The organism is Paraburkholderia ultramafica, assembly GCF_902859915.1.
In the GTDB taxonomy this organism is placed as follows: Bacteria; Pseudomonadota; Gammaproteobacteria; order Burkholderiales; family Burkholderiaceae; genus Paraburkholderia; species Paraburkholderia ultramafica.
Window position 1 is genome coordinate 76635 of record NZ_CADIKK010000014.1, and the last position, 16332, is coordinate 92966.

At 59.0% G+C, this 16332-nt stretch carries 14 protein-coding genes; 11 read left to right on the forward strand and 3 right to left on the reverse strand.

Annotation, left to right across the window (positions count from 1 at the left end; genetic code table 11):
• The first annotated feature begins 71 nt into the window (after nucleotides 1-71).
• From HV744_RS16410 to HV744_RS16425, 4 genes are all read left to right on the forward strand, one after another.
• On the forward strand, nucleotides 72-1400 hold the full coding sequence (locus HV744_RS16410; RefSeq protein ID WP_246279068.1) for a paraquat-inducible protein A: 1329 nt from the start codon (nucleotides 72-74) through the stop codon (nucleotides 1398-1400).
• A gap of 62 nt (nucleotides 1401-1462) precedes the next feature.
• The gene (locus HV744_RS16415; protein ID WP_175150533.1) at nucleotides 1463-3058 is read left to right on the forward strand and encodes a PqiB family protein; all 1596 of its coding nucleotides are present in this window, start codon (nucleotides 1463-1465) and stop codon (nucleotides 3056-3058) included.
• On the forward strand, nucleotides 3058-3789 hold the full coding sequence (locus HV744_RS16420) for a PqiC family protein (protein WP_246279069.1): 732 nt from the start codon (nucleotides 3058-3060) through the stop codon (nucleotides 3787-3789). The genes HV744_RS16415 and HV744_RS16420 overlap by 1 nt, the downstream gene beginning before the upstream one ends.
• A gap of 344 nt (nucleotides 3790-4133) precedes the next feature.
• Nucleotides 4134-4367 carry a hypothetical protein gene (locus HV744_RS16425; RefSeq protein ID WP_246279062.1) on the forward strand — a complete coding sequence of 78 codons (234 nt, stop codon included), beginning with the start codon at nucleotides 4134-4136 and terminating at the stop codon, nucleotides 4365-4367.
• A 176-nt stretch (nucleotides 4368-4543) separates the two neighbouring features.
• On the opposite strand, the gene HV744_RS16430 is transcribed toward HV744_RS16425, so the two are convergent.
• Nucleotides 4544-5299: a TetR/AcrR family transcriptional regulator gene (locus tag HV744_RS16430; protein ID WP_175150633.1), complete on the reverse strand. Its 756-nt coding sequence runs from the start codon at nucleotides 5297-5299 to the stop codon at nucleotides 4544-4546.
• 302 nt (nucleotides 5300-5601) lie between these two features.
• Here HV744_RS16430 and HV744_RS16435 point away from each other — a divergent pair, with 302 nt between their 5' ends.
• The 3 genes from HV744_RS16435 (at nucleotide 5602) to HV744_RS16445 (ending at nucleotide 8566) form a co-directional block, all read left to right on the forward strand.
• Entirely contained in the window at nucleotides 5602-6258 is a 657-nt protein-coding gene (locus HV744_RS16435; protein ID WP_175150536.1) for a TetR/AcrR family transcriptional regulator, read from the forward strand.
• A gap of 464 nt (nucleotides 6259-6722) precedes the next feature.
• Nucleotides 6723-7559, forward strand: a complete 837-nt coding sequence (locus tag HV744_RS16440) for a P-loop NTPase family protein (protein WP_175150537.1) — start codon at nucleotides 6723-6725, stop codon at nucleotides 7557-7559.
• A 59-nt stretch (nucleotides 7560-7618) separates the two neighbouring features.
• Nucleotides 7619-8566 (forward strand): LysR family transcriptional regulator, encoded by a 948-nt coding sequence (locus HV744_RS16445; RefSeq protein ID WP_175150538.1) that lies wholly within the window; start codon nucleotides 7619-7621, stop codon nucleotides 8564-8566.
• A 421-nt stretch (nucleotides 8567-8987) separates the two neighbouring features.
• Here HV744_RS16445 and HV744_RS16450 read toward each other — a convergent pair whose 3' ends face one another.
• Together HV744_RS16450 and HV744_RS16455 are read right to left on the reverse strand one after the other, a co-directional pair.
• Complete coding sequence (locus tag HV744_RS16450) at nucleotides 8988-9473, reverse strand: SgcJ/EcaC family oxidoreductase (RefSeq protein ID WP_175150539.1); 486 nt, start codon at nucleotides 9471-9473, stop codon at nucleotides 8988-8990.
• 415 nt (nucleotides 9474-9888) lie between these two features.
• Nucleotides 9889-10245: a hypothetical protein gene (locus tag HV744_RS16455; protein ID WP_175150540.1), complete on the reverse strand. Its 357-nt coding sequence runs from the start codon at nucleotides 10243-10245 to the stop codon at nucleotides 9889-9891.
• Nucleotides 10246-10486: 241 nt separating this feature from the next.
• Between HV744_RS16455 and HV744_RS37305 the strand changes: the two genes are divergently transcribed.
• The 4 genes from HV744_RS37305 to HV744_RS16475 all read left to right on the forward strand — a co-directional run bounded on the left by HV744_RS37305 (nucleotide 10487) and on the right by HV744_RS16475 (nucleotide 15913).
• On the forward strand, nucleotides 10487-10930 hold the full coding sequence (locus HV744_RS37305; protein WP_246279063.1) for a hypothetical protein: 444 nt from the start codon (nucleotides 10487-10489) through the stop codon (nucleotides 10928-10930).
• A 213-nt stretch (nucleotides 10931-11143) separates the two neighbouring features.
• Nucleotides 11144-13678, forward strand: coding sequence for a DUF3772 domain-containing protein (locus HV744_RS16465; protein ID WP_425497744.1), 2535 nt, complete (start codon nucleotides 11144-11146; stop codon nucleotides 13676-13678).
• A gap of 874 nt (nucleotides 13679-14552) precedes the next feature.
• Nucleotides 14553-14867 (forward strand): DUF4148 domain-containing protein, encoded by a 315-nt coding sequence (locus tag HV744_RS16470; RefSeq protein WP_175150541.1) that lies wholly within the window; start codon nucleotides 14553-14555, stop codon nucleotides 14865-14867.
• Between the two features lie 485 nt (nucleotides 14868-15352).
• The gene (locus HV744_RS16475; RefSeq protein ID WP_246279064.1) at nucleotides 15353-15913 is read left to right on the forward strand and encodes a hypothetical protein; all 561 of its coding nucleotides are present in this window, start codon (nucleotides 15353-15355) and stop codon (nucleotides 15911-15913) included.
• Nucleotides 15914-16332 lie beyond the last annotated feature (419 nt).

A 16332-nucleotide genomic window follows, 5' to 3' on the forward strand; every position in this document is an offset into this window, starting at 1 on the left:
ACGGCGTATTACCTGCGTCGAATAGTACTGGATCTTCATCCTGGTCGGTTCCCAGTACGGAGTATCAGCAACTGATTGCCTGCCACGAATGCGATCGGCTTTTCCGCAGGCCTACGCGTGCGAACGGGCTGGTGGCGCGTTGTTCGCGATGCGGTGCGAGGCTGAAAGGGATACATGGCGTTGGCCTGTCGCCAGATGCCATGTGCGCCGTCACCGTTGCGTCGTTGATTACCTTCTGTCTGGCGCAGGCTTTCCCTGTCGTACAGCTGCAGGCCAACGGTATGACGTCGGAGGCCACATTGTTCGGCGCCGTGCGGTCGTTGTGGACAGGCGATATGCGGCTCGTCGCGATGATGGTCTTCTGTTCGTCCATTCTGTTCCCGCTGATCGAGCTTGTCGCCTGTGCATATGTGCTGATCCCACTTTGCGTGGGCAAGCGACCTCCTCACTTCAACGGAATTGTCCGCGTCGTGCAGCATGTTCGGCCATGGGGCATGGTCGAGGTGTTCATGCTGGGCGTGCTCGTCACGATCGTGAAAATGGTCAGCATAGCCCAGGTCATCCCAGGGACAGGACTGTTTGCATTCGCGGCGCTGACCGTCATGCTGGGCATTCTTGCTGCAACCGACCTTGGCGGGCTCTGGGAGGCGGTTGACAAAACAGGCCTTCGTCGAACGGGCGGTGTTCGTTGGGCGCGACAGAGTTGTGCGCGCGCCGCACCGGATGAGTTGTCCCCCGAGCAGAACACCGGTTCAACGGCTCATATCACGGCAAAACAGGCAGGACTGATAGCCTGTCATACGTGTGGCCTTCTCCAGACGCGTATCGGGCATCAGCCACACCAGTGCTGCCTGCGATGCAAATCCGCGCTCCACGAGCGCCGTCCGGATAGCGTGATGAGGACCTGCAGTCTGCTTCTTGCAGCCGCGCTTGCCTACATTCCGGCGAATCTTCTTCCCATCATGCACGCGTCATCGTTGGGCCGCTCCGAGGACGACACCATCCTTAGCGGTGTCGCGTACTTCTGGACATCAGGCGACTGGCCGCTGGCTGCGATCATTTTCATTGCCAGCGTCCTGGTGCCGATGCTCAAACTCGCCGTTCTCACGTTGCAGACCGTGGCCGCCATCCGTGGGTCCACCTGGCAGCCACTTGAACGCGCAAGGTTGCACCGGGTGGTCGAACGCGTAGGCCGATGGTCGATGCTGGACGTCTTTGTTGTGGCACTGACGGTCACGCTGGTGCATTTCGGCTCGTTTGCCGTCATCACTGCGGGTCCGGGCGCGCTCGCTTTCGGAGCGGTGGTGATCCTTACCATGCTTGCGTCGCATCAGTTCGATCCACGGCTGATCTGGGACAACACCCATGCCGAACGGCGTGTCGTTCGCGACGATGAATGAGCGCAGCTTTCGTGGCACCCGCCGTACCCAATAACGTCATTTTGTGAAAAAGTCTTCGACCGATGCCTCTTCCCAATCCGCCCAGCCCTGAATTCAAGCCGCGAAAGCGCTGGATTCCTTCCCTCATCTGGCTAGTCCCGCTGATCTCCGCGTTGATCGGCGTTGTGCTGGTCGTCAATTCCATTACCGAAAAGGGACCGACGGTGACGGTCACATTCAGCAATGCAGAGGGCATGGAGGCCGGCAAGACGAAGGTCAAATACAGGGATGTCGAAATCGGCTCCGTACAGGCCATTACGCTGTCAAAGGATCTCCGGCATGTCATCGTCAACATCCAGCTGACAAGGGAGGCTGAAAAATTCGCCACCCGAGGCTCGCGCTTCTGGGTCGTTCGTCCGCGTGTCGGCGCTAATGGCATTTCGGGGCTGGGTACGTTGCTTTCCGGCGCATACATCGGCGTTGACATCGGACGATCGCCGGAAAGGCAAACCGCGTTTGTCGGCCTCGAAAGTCCGCCCATCGTCACTACCGGCCAGCCGGGACATCAGTACACGTTGCGAGGCGACTCATTGGGCTCGGTCGATATCGGCGCCCCCATTTTCTACCATCGCATCCAGGTGGGCCAGGTGGTTGGCTTTTCCCTCGATCCTCACGGCGCCGGTGTCATTGTCAATGTGTTTGTCAATGCCCCATTTGACCAGTACGTCGGGACCAATACACGGTGGTGGCATGCAAGCGGCGTTGACCTTCGTCTCGATTCCAGTGGACTGAAGCTGAATACACAATCTCTGGCGACCGTGGTCGTCGGAGGCCTGGCGTTCCAGTCGCCGCCGGGCCAGGACGCTGGACAACCGGCCGCTGACAAGGCCACGTTCCGGCTCGCATCGGACGAGTCGGACGCGATGCGCGAGCCTGACGGCCAGCCGCTCAATGTGGTGATGCGCTTCAACCAGTCGTTGCGTGGACTGTCTGTTGGCGCGCCCGTCGACCTTCGTGGGATCGCGCTGGGGCAAGTGACCGACATTGGTATCGAGTACAACGAAAAGGAGAAGAGTTTCAGCATGAAGGTATCGATGGCGCTTTATCCAGACCGGCTGAGCCGGCGCTCCAGCGAGGCGCTGCCCGCTCCTGACACACCGGGTGGGCACGAGTTGCTGCAACACCTCGTGATGGAAGGGCTGCGCGGCCAGTTGCGAACCGGAAGCCTGCTGACCGGGCAGCTCTATGTGGCGCTTGACATGTTCCCGAAAGCGCCTCGGGCGACAGTCGACGTCCGCAGAAACCCGATTGAACTGCCGACCGTGCCCAACACGCTCGATGAACTTCAGGTGCAGGTCGCGGATATTGCAAGGAAACTGAATCAGGTGCCGTTCGACAAGATTGGAGCCAACCTGAATGGCGCACTGGAAAACGCCAACACGCTGTTCGGACACCTGGACACAGAGGTCGTGCCGCAGGCACGCGACACGCTGGCTGCCGCGCAGAAGGCGTTCAGCACCGCCGAGTCGACGCTCCGGCAAGCCGCGCCCCTGCAGTCGGACATCCAGGATTCGATGCAGGAGCTGACGCGCACCCTGCAATCCCTCAATGCGCTCGCCGATTATGTGGAACGTCATCCCCAGGCGCTGCTGTTCGGCAAGAAAGGAGACAGGCCGTGATGGTGACTGAATCCCGCTCGTGGCGCACGATAGTACGGACGGTGACAGGCATCGGTCTGGTCGTTCTGACAGCGTGTGCTTCGCAGCCAACCCGCTTCTATACACTTGGCACAAACAGCGAAGCGACGATTGCAAACCGTACGACAAGCCCGGCCTTTCTGATTGACATGCGCACGGTGAGGGTGCCTGCTGCTGTGGCGAAGAGCCAGCTTGTCGTACAGGTGAATGCGGCACAGGTGAAGATACTGGAGGATGATCGCTGGGCGTCGCCACTTGCTGATGAGATCCGCAATGCGCTGCTCGCTGACGTGACCCGGCAGGCCGGCGCGCCTGGCGGGCACGCGATGGGAGAGGCTGGGGACGTTCCCGTGTACCAGGTTTCCGTCGACGTGCAGCGCTTCGAATCGTGGCCAGGTTCGCACGCGCTAATTGACGCCGTATGGAGCGTACGAGCGTTGAACGGACCGGAAACGTTGACGTGCCACAGCATAGTCAGTCGGCCCGTGTCGGCGGGCTACTATGCCATCGTGGATGGCCATCGACGGGCAATAGAAGGTATCGCGGCGCAAATTGCTGAGGGGCTCCGGGGATTCACAGGGACATCGACGGTGCGCCCGACCCGGCTCGCCGGGACGACCGGCAGGAAGCGGAAAGCGACGTTGTCATGCCCGGCCCTGGTGAGTGGATCTGAAAGAGGAATTGATGCACCAGTTCTGGACGAGGCGCAATGAGCAAAGTCGTCAGATCGCGCTTTGCGGGATTGTGTGAAGTGAAGATCTCTGACAAACCGGCCTGCATTCGACGCCGAAACCGTTTGACAGTCAGGCACCACCCGGGCATACGGCGCCGCGCCATAGCGCCCACGTCTGCGGCGCGATCAGGATAGCTGTCGGGTTGTTGATGAAGCTAACACGGCGTCTGCCTGACAGCAGAGCCTGATGCGCCGTTTGCGAACAAGCGTTAAGCCGAATGGAGCAAGAACAGAATGGAACGAATTCCAAACCGAAGGTATGCGCCTACGTTTTCTCTTGTCCGGGCCGGGTCTGGCGACAGCAGCGGGAGCGACGATCCTCGCTTGCGTAAGCAGGTCGATGAGCTCTGTATCGCGCTCTTCGATCGCTGGTGTGAGCGCCGCGAGCTCACTGCCTTGCGCTACCTGCTGCATGTATGGCCCTTTTCCCCCGCGGCACGTCAGCCGATAAAGACCGTATCCGCTGCGCTTAGCGATCTTTCGATGTTTCACAGGGAAGTGCTGGACAACCGGGACCGGGAGCTGATTGGCTGCGTCCTTGCCTTGGCGGGCGCTTGAAGTAAACGGCCAACCGGCGACCGGGTCATTCGGCGGCGCATCGCAGTGCCAACCGATGCGGGTATCACACGTACACTCCGGAAGCGGGATGTCCTGTGCCAACAGGACGGGGAGCGCGTTGCTGCATCATCGCGGGCCGGTGACGGCGAGGATGGTGCCATCACCATTATCCGACCTCAATTCGGTTCGACGGTCTCCTCCAGGACCGGCAGCGGGCGCGCTGCAATTTTCTCCGCCTCCGCGCGCTTGAGCCCGAGTGTCTGCAGCAGCACCGCTGCCGTACGCTCAGGGATGTGCTCCCCGCTAAAGCCAAGCTCCTCGAGTGCACCTGCCGCGGGTGCGCCCGGAGCGACGTAGTTCAGTTCGGTGGCAATTGCAGAGAGAACCGTGCCGCCCACCGCAAGAAATCCGATGTATGGGTCGGCGACCACGAAGCGCTTCGCGACAATACCGTTACCGATGTCGCGCAGCAGCCGCTGGCCCAGCCCGCGGCTCATCGCACGCGCTGAAAATCCTTCACGTATCAGGAAACGTCCCCATACAGGGTCGTGCCGCGCACGAAGGATTGTACGACGCACGGAGACGGCGATTACCTCGGCCGGATCGGAAAGGTCACCGGCGAGGCGATCCAGCATGTCCGCGAACTCCTCGAACACATTGTCGACAAGCGTCGCATAAATCGCCTCCTTGGATTCGAAGTGATTGTAGAAGGAGCCAAAGCCGACATCGGCGGCTTCAGTGATTTCATTGATCGCCACGCCCTCCATGCCCTTTTCGGCCATCAGCCTGAGCGCAGCGTCGAGCAGGCGGACACGCGTCTCGCGCTTGCGGCGCGCACCGCGCGGTTCGCGTTCTTCGGGAACGGCAGCCGGGGCGATTGGCGCCGCACGGGTAGGACGCTTTGCTGTCCGGCGATTCGTAGTGTTCGGCATGATGGGTCCAAGTTTGATCATATCTAAAGTATAGATGCAAGTGTCTATTTTGACAAAACCATCATCGATGAATTTGATGTCGTAAGCAGCACCCGAGAGCCGGTCTAACAAAAGATCTCCCGCTCACATCAGTCGAGTACCTGTCGCCATGATTGACATATAAATCATTATTGAGTTTAATGTCACTATAGGACCGTGAAACGGCCAGATCCGTTGTCGGCTGAATCATCGCGAAAGCCGTCATCTGACAATCGCGCCTATCTGGCGGCACTGCAGATCCGGCCTGACCAGTACGCTATGCCATGAAAAAAGAACGCCTGACACGCGCACAGCGCAGAGAGCAGACGCGAGAATGCCTGCTTGAGGCAGCGCGGAAGATGTTCGTTAAAAAGGGCTTGGCCGCAACAAGCGTGGAGGACATTGCTGAGGCGGCTGGCTATACGCGCGGCGCGTTCTACTCAAATTTCGGCGGCAAACCGGAACTGCTGATCGAGTTGTTGCGCCGGGACGACGAAAGGGCGCGGGCGAATCTTCAGGAGATCATGAAAGAGAGCGGCACGCCCGAGGAAATGAAAGAGCGGGCCATCGTGTACTACAGCCAACATTTTCTGGAACACGAATGCTTTCCACTTTGGCTGGAGGCCACGCTACTCGCGTGCCGAGACACGGGGTTTCAGGAGAGCATTAATGCTTTCCAGCACCAAAGGCTCGGCCAGGTCAGCGCGTACGTCCGCATGTTTTCGAAGCGCAATGAAAGGCCGTCGCCCTTGCAGGCTGACGCTTTTGCGGTTGGCTTGGTGAGCCTGTGCGATGGTGTGCAGTTCCTCAGAATGCGCTATCCGCAGATGGTGAGCGACAAGGTGATTCAGACAGTCCTTGCCGGATTTCTTTCGTCCGTATTGTGGCGACAGCCGGAAGAAAAACTCCGCGACGAACATCGCGCGGACGTGCCCGACTGAGTTCCCGGACGTCCGATGGTCACCGCGTGCGCGGACAAGATCCGCGACCAGGGCATGGCACGATGAAGCTCAAGCGGCAACCGCCTGGGCGACGCGCCGCTATATCGTGCTCGCCTTCGTTCGTCAGAACCCGAAAGGCGCGGGTGCGTAAAGCCTCGCTGCAGGCAGCCAGGCTTTACGCGCCTGCCATTTTCAGACAGCGCACCACATTGCAATTCCCGATGTCCGAGACATGGCCCGATGAGCGGGGCGGCGGCCCCGTCGTTCATGCCCGTTTTCGTAGTCTCGACTCATAACTGACATTAAAATCATGTACGATCTATATCTCATGAATGACAAAAAATCGTACAATTCATGGGTGGATGAAGCGTCCGATTGGTGAGTCGGCGCGTCACGAATGACGGCGCGGCGGATCGCCATCGCTACTCGTGAAGTGTACGCAGGTCTCGATACGTGGGGTATCAGTGAAGGATCTCGTCTTGGGTCAGGCGCTCGTGTTGCGCCAGTTGCTCGCCGAAAGTGCTGCGCGTGTCATCGCTGTCACAGGCTGCTCGGAGGGGGGCGGCCGCACGGCTGCCGTTGTCAATCTCGCGATAGCGCTGACCAGACAGGGTATGGACGTGCTCGTGGTGGACGAACGTCCTGGTGAGCGATCGGCGAGCGCGATGCTCGGCGCCATTCGCGCCGCAGGTGTGTTCGGTCCCGCGATACATGGCACACTGCCGCGCGTGCTGGCGGTTGGCAGTCGGCGGCGGCAGTTCGCCGCGACGGGCGCCGGTTATACCGACGACGAAAACTTCCCTGGTCACGTGGCACTCGAGAGCACTCCGGACATCGTGCTGATTGATGCCGCACTTGACGGCAACGGCGCGCTTTCGCAACTTGCGTTGCAAGCACACGACGTCGTCGTCGTCATGCACCTGTCGGCCGACGCAGTAGCAGACGCCTACGTTCGCATGAAGCGCCTGCGTCTCGCACAGGGCATCGCGGAATTCCGCCTCATTGTAAATCTGCTTGATGGTGAAGCGGATACTCATGCTGTGCTGGAGAGCCTCGCAGGCATCGCCCGCGATTATCTGGCTGTCTCGGTTCTGAATGCGGGCTGCATCTCAGCTGATCCGAGTATCGCGCAAGCGGTCGAGCTATCGCGTTGTGTCGTCGACGCATTTCCTGCTTCCCCGGCGGCGGGCGATTTTGCACGCCTTGCTGCCGATATGCAGTCCTGGTCGGGGCGGCCCGCAGCGTCCTGGCGGCTACCTGCAACGACGCATACGGCGTGCGGTCCAGCACAGGTCCACTAATGAATGATATCCACACAGTATCTACACAAGTTGTCAGATAGCAGACGGGACGTTAAACGATGGAATATATCGAGAGCTTGCGCCTATTCCGCACAATTGTCGAAGTCCGGAATTTCAGACGAGCTGGTGAAATGATGGGTCTCTCGGCATCAGTCGTTTCGCGGGCGATCGCATCGCTCGAAGAGCGCCTGAGGACAAGGCTATTTCATCGCTCTACGCGGCAGTTTTCTCTGACGGAAGCCGCGGAGCGCTTTTACATTGGTTGTTGCCGCATCCTCGACGATCTCGACTGCCTGGAAGCCAGCGCGGCGGGCGACGGTCGACTGCCGACGGGCGTACTGCGACTGGTCGCACACACGACCGCGGCGTTGACGTGGCTCGCACCGCTGATTGCGTCCTTCAAACGCGAGCATCCGAACGTCACCCTGGACATCACATTGACCGAGCGGCCCGTCGATCTGACGGCTGATGGTTACGATCTGGGTATCGTCCTGCCTTTCATGCTGGCGACGGATCTGGCTGTGACGCGGCTTCTCCAGCGATTGCCACTGGTTGTTGTCACAACGGAAGCCTATCTGGGCAGGCGTCCTCGGCCTCGGCATCCGGATGACCTCGCCGACCATGTGTTCGTCACTGTCCCTCCTTCGATGCACAAGCCATTTGTCACCTTTCGAATGGATCACGAAAACGTCGCGGTTCCGATCAACTACGAGATTGCTTCGAATAACCCCATATTCAATCGCGATATCGTACTCGAAGGATTTGGTGTTGGCCTGCTTCCAGTCGCCCTTGTTGAGCAGGACATAAAGGCCGGAAGGCTCGTTCGCCTGCTGGAAGACTTCGAGATCGCCGATACGGCGGCAGAGGTCCGCCTGGCATACATTGGACGCGCACTGTTGCCCGCGAAGGTTAGGGCGTTTATCGACCATACCGCAGAGTTTTTCGAACAGGGCATGGAAGCTTCCGCCGCTGCTCGTCAGGTGGCGACGCATTACTGCCGCATATAAACAACGTTTTCCGGACGACGCGTGCCAAAAGATACAACTAACGAAACACGTCCTGGGGCGAGATATTTGCCAGAGTGGCCCTCAGACGCTACTGCCATGTCGTGAGAAGGCCGCCTTCGCGGTGGTTGCGTGGGCACCACGACGTAGCCATCCGGGCTATGTTCGACGAAGCGGCTCCGCAATGCGTCGGTGATGCGAATGCGCGAAGGTGCGCCAGTTGTGGTTTGTTCGTATGCGGTCATTCATCGACGTCTCTGGGAGTCACTTCCGAGTGCGCGTGGATTGTGATAGCGACGGTGATCAGCGGAGATTGACAGGCATCTTTCCGGGTAGTAGCGCGTCGTAGTCGTCGACGGTCTTCGCGAGCCGAAGTGTAAGCGACTCGTCCCTACATTATCGAACGCTTACACATCACATGTCCTTACTGCGGCATCATCGACGAGTGGTGATTGAGGATCTTCCAATTACCATCGACCTTTTGGTACACGTAGGTATAGCGCGCCTGCACCTTTTGATGCGTTCCATTTTTGATCAGATCGAACGTGTACACACCCGTGTCCAGCGCGGCGCTGTCGCCTAGCAAACGGATCTCGCGGACGTTGATTGTCCCCTGCGGCTTCATTTTCAGAAACTTGACAAAGTAGTCTCTGATACCGTCCGTAGTTGTGCGAACCTCGTTAGATACCGTGGGTTCGAGCACGGCATTGGGCGCGTACAACTTTGTAACGGTATCGGCGTCGCCAGTTGCAAGCGCGGCATTCCAGCGGTCGAACAGCGAAGCGATCTCACTTTCACGCGGAGCGGCTGGGGCCGTCGCGATCTCGTGGTAAACCTTAGGTACCTGGACGTCGTTTGCGAAGGCGACGGAACTGAAAACGAATGCAGCGGCGATCAGAATCTTTTTCATTTTTGGTAGCGACTAGTTTGGTTTGGTGAGGCGTAGTGGGCGTCGATGACTAAAACGCAGTAGCCGCGACAATTACCGGTCTCCCCGATATCACTGCGCGGCGTTGCACAGCCACAGGGGTTATTTCGGGAGCTGGGTCGGGATTTGCGTCGACACTTGCGTCGGAAGCTGCGTCGACTCTTGTGACGGAAGCTGCGGAAGCTGCGGAAGCTGCGGCCCACCCTGTGAGAGCTGCCGCGTGGAGGGTTGGCCGGCGGATGCTTGTTGCTGGGACGACAATTGTTGCGGCAGATTGCTTTGCGCTAGCACGGACGTGCTAGTAAGGAATGCGAATAGTGCGAGTAAGGTTGTTTTCATTTCGGTTATCTACAGTTGGTTGTATTGACTTTGATGCGATTAGCAGCCGCTGGCTGTATCAACGCGCGGACAAAGTGGTGTCGTGGCGCCAGGATGCCGTTGCGGTACTGAAGTCGACGGGTTTATCCGACACTACGTCGTCTGGCGGAGCGAAAGCCGACGAACTTGTCACCCCGCCGTAGTTGTTGAACGCTTGTCGTTGAGCCTCCACGCGGGCCAATACCGCCTGAAAGTCCATTGCATGTCGCGTATCGACGCTCGTGCGGTCGTGGTAGCCGACCGTTTGACGCTGAACCGGTTGCGCAAGCGCTTGCTCATGCGTTAGCGGACCATTGCTGTTAGCAAACGTGGCGGTAGAGAAGGACAAGATCGATGCCACAACAGGAACGGGGATGAAGGCCTTCGACTTTTTCATGATCAGACTCCATATCAAGCGTCGTACGCAGGAGACGCGGTGTTTGTGGAACAACGGTCTGGCGAGGTCTCAAGTGCTGCTTGCCAGTTCGTTGAGGACCAGTTTAGTCGATTACCAGCTGCTTACAAGCATCCCCGAGGCAATGGATAGTTGCCGTCGCTGCAAGGTTGCAGCCGAACGGCGCTGAAGCGGTGCGCGCTTCTTTAGTGTCTCCGGCGGCGGGGCAGTGCGGACCATCTCAATGACGCGCAGCACACCCGCTCGAGCGCTGTCCGCCGCTCGTTACGCGAGCGAGATCATGTTGCAACTAATAATTGCGCGCGTCGAATCGCGGGCCGCTTTGCTTATACTGCATCCGTCTGCCACGGACTTCTTCATTTACGCAGGATTACTTATTGAGCAACAACTCACGTTCCAGATCGGACCATCGAATACGGAAGTCATTCACGAGATCGTTCAGTACGCGTTGCGCAGCGCTGCTGTGGCCTTTACCGCAAATGGGGCTATCGATGTGCCTGGCCAGGCGCTGCTCGAAGTCGAACGCCTCGTCGCGCACACGAGTGTCCTGACGCACGGAGCCATCTGCCCGCCTGCGAACTGGCCGCTAATCAGACCGGCGGCGCACGGCACGGCGTACCGGCGACCGCGGGTGCAGCGCGAATCAATCTTTGTGAATCAATATTGACTTAGAAAGCGTAAATGATAATATTATCATTTATCGGCCAGTCCGCGAGATTGCTGTAGGCGAGTCGCCGCAATGCCAGCGAACACTGCATCAACTACCGTGGAGATGTACCCGATGACTGTTCAGCCAAACCGGAACGATTCGCTTTTGGGATGCCGTTGCGTTAGCGGCCGTCGTATTGCTATGGAACCGCGCGTGAGCCAGAGCTCTCAAATGCATACTCTTCGTCACCTTTGCGCCGTGCGACAGGTACTTGCCGTCATTTTTCGGCTTATCGCGCTGACGATGCTCGGCCTGATTCCCGCTGCCTCCAACGCGGAGACGGTGCCGCCCTTCAGCCTGGACGCTCCTGCTGATGCTTCGCGCCCCACGGGTGCCAGCCCCGAGGCATCGCAAATGCTCGATGCACTTCAACACAGGCAGGACCAGATCCGGCAGCGTGCTTCGACTGCAACAAGCGATGCGCAGTTGTTCGAACTGGATGCACTGAGCCGGCGCGTCGCCGAAGACGTCGACAGGCTGATAACCACGTCGCTGGAGCCCGATCGCGCGAAAACGCATGCACAACTCGACGTACTCGGAGCCGCACCCGCTTCCGAATCCGCCGCGGAAACTCCTGCAGTCGCCCAACAGCGCAGCGTTCTCGCTGCTGAGCAGTTGCAACTCGACGCCGAAATCGGGCAAGCAGCAACCATCAAGGAAAACCTTGCCAATCTGAGCGCCCAGATCACCCGACTGCTGCACAACCATCTGAAGGATCAACTGGCCCTTCGTTCCGACAGCATAGTCAGCGCCGCGTTCTGGGCGGTCGCGTTCCATCCCGACACGGCTGACTATCAACGTCTGCGAGACTTCAATGCGCAGATCCAGAGGCAGATTCAATCGACATGGCGAACGGGGCAGCGGGTTGCAACCGCGCTGCTTGTGCTGTTCGCCCTGGCCATCGCAACGATTGGCACGCGGCTTCTTGACAGGGCATCAGAACGCTTTTGCCTGCACCGCCTCCCGGAAGGCCGGTTACGGCGTAGCGCGATGGCGATCTCGACCGTGTTCGCGTCCGTGGCGACCACCGTATGTGCTGTCGATCTGCTCTACTTCGCGTTGACCCGCCAGCAGGCGCTGCCTGCTACGCTGCAGAACTTCGCCAACGAACTCATCAAACATGTCGTGACCTGCGCGCTGGTTGTTGCTCTCGGCCGGGCATTGCTTTGCACGCGACATCCGTCATGGCGGTTGCCGGCCATCGCAGATCCCGTCGCTCGCGCGCTACGCCCTTTCCCATGGACACTGGCCGCACTGCTGCTGTTTTCAGGAGCCGTCGAGCAAATCAACCGGGCAATCGACACGAGCCTGCAAATTACGCTCTTTACTCGCGGCGCGGTGGCGTTGGTGGTCGCGCTGACCATCGGTATGTCGCTTTTGCGGGCAAATCGGGTACGCACTGCGCTCGCCGCTGCCGGAGAATCGCCGGAGGCACGTTCTACCCTCGCAGGCATTATTCACGCTGCCGTCAGCCTTGCCGTCGGCGCTTCTCTGATTGCACTACTTTGTGGGTATGTTTCGTTTGCGCGGTTCCTGACTTACGAACTGGTCTGGTTCGACCTCGTACTGAGCGGCGCTTATCTGCTGACAAAGCTCGCTCATGATGTTTCAGAAAGCGTGTTTTCGCCATGCCACGCCAGCGGCAAAACAATCAGGCATCTATTCGGACTGCAAGACGTCCATCTCGAGCAGGTGGCAACGGTTCTGTCTGCCGTCCTTCGCAGCGCATTGATGCTCGCCGCAGTCATCGCACTGCTTACGGGTGGTCTCGGGACGACGCCCGGAGATCTGATCGATAGCATTCTCTACGTGCTCGGCGGCGAGCGATTACATGCGCTCAATATCGTTCCCGCCCATATCTTCAGCGCTATCTTCACCTGTGCAGTATGCCTGTATCTGGTTGGGCTCGTGCGCAAATGGCTGGACACCGAGTTTCTGCCCAAGACGCAAATGAGTTCGGGTATGCGTGCGTCGCTGCTGACGGTGTTCTCCAATGTCGGCTATGTCCTCGTCGCGCTGCAAACGTTCTCGATACTCGGCGTGAAATGGCATAACCTGGCGTGGATCGTCAGCGCATTGTCTGTGGGCATCGGCTTTGGTCTGCAAGAGATCGTCAAAAACTTCATCTCCGGACTGATATTGCTTGCTGAACGGCCGGTCAAAGTAGGCGACATGATCAGTATCACCGGCATTGAAGGCGACATTCGGCGTATCAGTGTACGCGCGACCGAAATACAGCTCGCAGACAGATCAACGGTGATCGTTCCAAATTCACACCTGATTTCGCAGAATGTGCGGAACGTGACAATGGGAAACAAAACGCAGGGCGTTGTCACACTGGCCCTTACGTTTGCGCTGAACGTCGATCCGGAGCAGGTGCGCGATGTTCTTCTGCAAGCTTACCTGGATCACCCATCGGTTCTCGATCGCCCCGCGCCTTCGGTGATCTTTAGCCAGTTGACGCCTGACGGTATGACATTGACTGTCACTGGCTATGTCGGCAGCCCAAGAATCGCCGTGGACACCAGAAGCGATTTGCTATTTGCGATCCTGAAACGACTACGTGCTGCAGAAATACCGCTGTCGATCGCTCGAACGGTCGTTGTCCGAAGTATGAGGGATGTCCTCCAGAACCAGGAACCTGATGATCGCGGTCCCGGTCAGATAGATCCCCATGCCCTGTCGGCAGTCAGCGAGAGTGGATAGCCACCCAAATGATTTCAGGTGGTACTGGGACTGGCAGAACCGCGATCAGTGGTGTGCTGAATCTCGTTACGCCGGTGACCGCACCTCTACGTTATCCCCCACGCGGAACTAACTGCTTTTCGCCGGGCGAATCCAGCAAAACGCGTTCCTTGGCGCAGGTTCCATTCGCTTGCAGGCGTGCCGGGTAGCCGACAACTGTCGTCGAGCAGTGCGTCGCCGAGCACATCTATAGCGCCGCCTGCAGTGGATACCGTAGCTGCGCTGCGCAACGCGTGCTGCACGATCTCGTGAATGACTTCAGTGTCCGATTATCTGCTCCAGGTCGTGAATTTTTGTGCCATGGCTAATCCTTTGTAAATAACGGAGCCTGTATCCACTGCAAAACTGGGCACATGCTGTGTCAGATGCGGGTTTCAGTATAGCGACAGCGCGTCGTTATTCGACGCGCGCAATTGTGAGTTGCCATTTCATGAACATGGAGGTTGCGTGACTCGCGAATCGTTGACCGGACAAGGTAGACCCCGAGTTATTCGAGCGTATCGGTTCTTAACGCGCCTATACATTCGCCGTCCGCTCGCAAATTACGTGGATCGCCTGGCCTTCATCAAATGCACGTCGCAGCACGAGGGCTCCGCGCCGGGAGCTCGTCGTTCGGTGCGGAGCCGCGTCGTTTCGCGACCGCTGCGCGCGGATCGACGCCTCTTGACGTTGCAAGCACGGAAACAATGTATTGAAGAAGGCTAATTGTAATTGAGCGATAGGAAGATGACTAACCTCAACGGAACGGGCACACGGGGCTTCAAGACCGTGCCTGGTCGTTGTTTCGCTAACCCCGCGTCTGTTGTTTTTGGCGCTCGAGATTGGAAGCTTCATCATGGCTAAAGCGTTCATGCCGGTTCTCACTGTCGTGTCAGTCATCGCTCTCCCCACGGGCACCTCCGCTCAGGGCAACGGTTCTCTGACGCGTGAGCTAGTGCACGAAGAAGTCATCCGACTGCAGCAAGCGGGCTCCGACCACGCCAACGGTGACGCACACTACTCGGCGAACCTCCACACGGCGCTGGCGAGCGCGGCGGCTCAACAGCAGGCGTTCAGTGGGCAGGGTTGCATAAAACCGGGCTCCGCAGTTTCGGGGGCACCGGCAATGGCTCAACTGGCCTCGTATCGTTCTATTTACAGCGAAAGTTGATTGGACATCAAGGGGGGGCAAGCCGCAGCCTTGTCCGGCTTTCCATAGCGACGGAATTCGCCGGGTTGAACCCGTTCGGTTTTTTGCGCCATGGACTTACCGTTTTGCGCCGGATCGGGACAGGCCCGCTTCATCGAATAGGAGAAAGTTTGTGAGATCGAGGATAGTTTTGCTTGCGCTGCGCGCGACTACGGCCGTATGCCTGAATAGCACCGCGCAAGCGCATGCGAGCGTCGGTTTCCTGGTGGGTATCCCGCCCCCCATGATGATGGCGCCCCCCGCCGTCGTCTACGCTGCGCCCGCCCCAGTCGTCGTCCAGTCGGTCCAGCCAGCCCCGACCACTGTCTACGTCGAAAAAACGCAGACGAGTCCCCCGTCGGGTACCTGGTGGTATTGCCCGGTGACAAAAAAATATTACCCGTACGTGAAGGGGTGTTCGAGCGGCTGGGTGGAAGTGCCGGTGAGGCCAACCGGGCCGAAATGACATGAGCAAAATGAATTCCCTCTCCCCGGCAACGCGCACGAAACGGGGCGTATCCGCGCTAGTCGCCGCCGCGGTCAGCCTGAGCGGCATCATCGCGCTCGCCGGCTGTGCTGGCATGCCGATGGGTCCCACAGTGATGGCCCTGCCCGGCACCGGCAAGTCCTTCGATCAATTTCGCGCCGACGACGCGACGTGCCAGCAATTTGCTTCCCAGCAGACCGGCGGCGTGAGCACCCAACAGGCCGCAGCGACCGGCGCGCTCGGTGGTACGGCCGTCGGCACCGCACTCGGCGCGGCGGCCGGTGCGGCGTTCAACGGCCGCCGTGGCGCAGCGGTCGGCGCAGGCGCAGGCCTGCTCGGCGGCAGCATGATCGGCGCCGGCATGGCACAAAGCTCCACCACCAGCGTTCAACACCGGTACGACCAGGCGTACGTTCAGTGCATGTATGCAAATGGCGAGCGCGTGCCTGTGCCGCGCAGCGCCGTCGATGCGTACCGGACGCACGACGAAGTGATGCCATCGCCGCCTGCCTACGATACGCCGCCTCCGCCCGGTTACTGACCATGGCACGGCAACCCCGCTCGCGCTGTCAACAGGAGCAAGCGCTTGAGCGCTTACTCCCTTCAGGTGCCTTGGAGAAAAGCCGACAGTTCAGCGGGGATGCTGCTATGCCGTGAGTCTCAGTCCGCATTCGCGGTGTTTGTGTGGGCACCATGATTGTCGTTTGTTCACAACTGACATTGCTATCGGTTTAGATCGTATTGTCAATTTTATTATGCGAAGCGTACAATCCCTCGCGCTGGAAAAAGCTGGGTCGCTTTAAAGCAGCGCGCCGCCTCATCGTGACATCGCATACCGGCGCTGTGAGTGAACGTATCAAGATTCGAGTTGCGTGAGGCAACGGCAGAAGACGTTGTTGGGCACGAACGAGCTATTGCCCATGTAGGGTACGAGTGAACTGACGTATCACATCGAAGAGA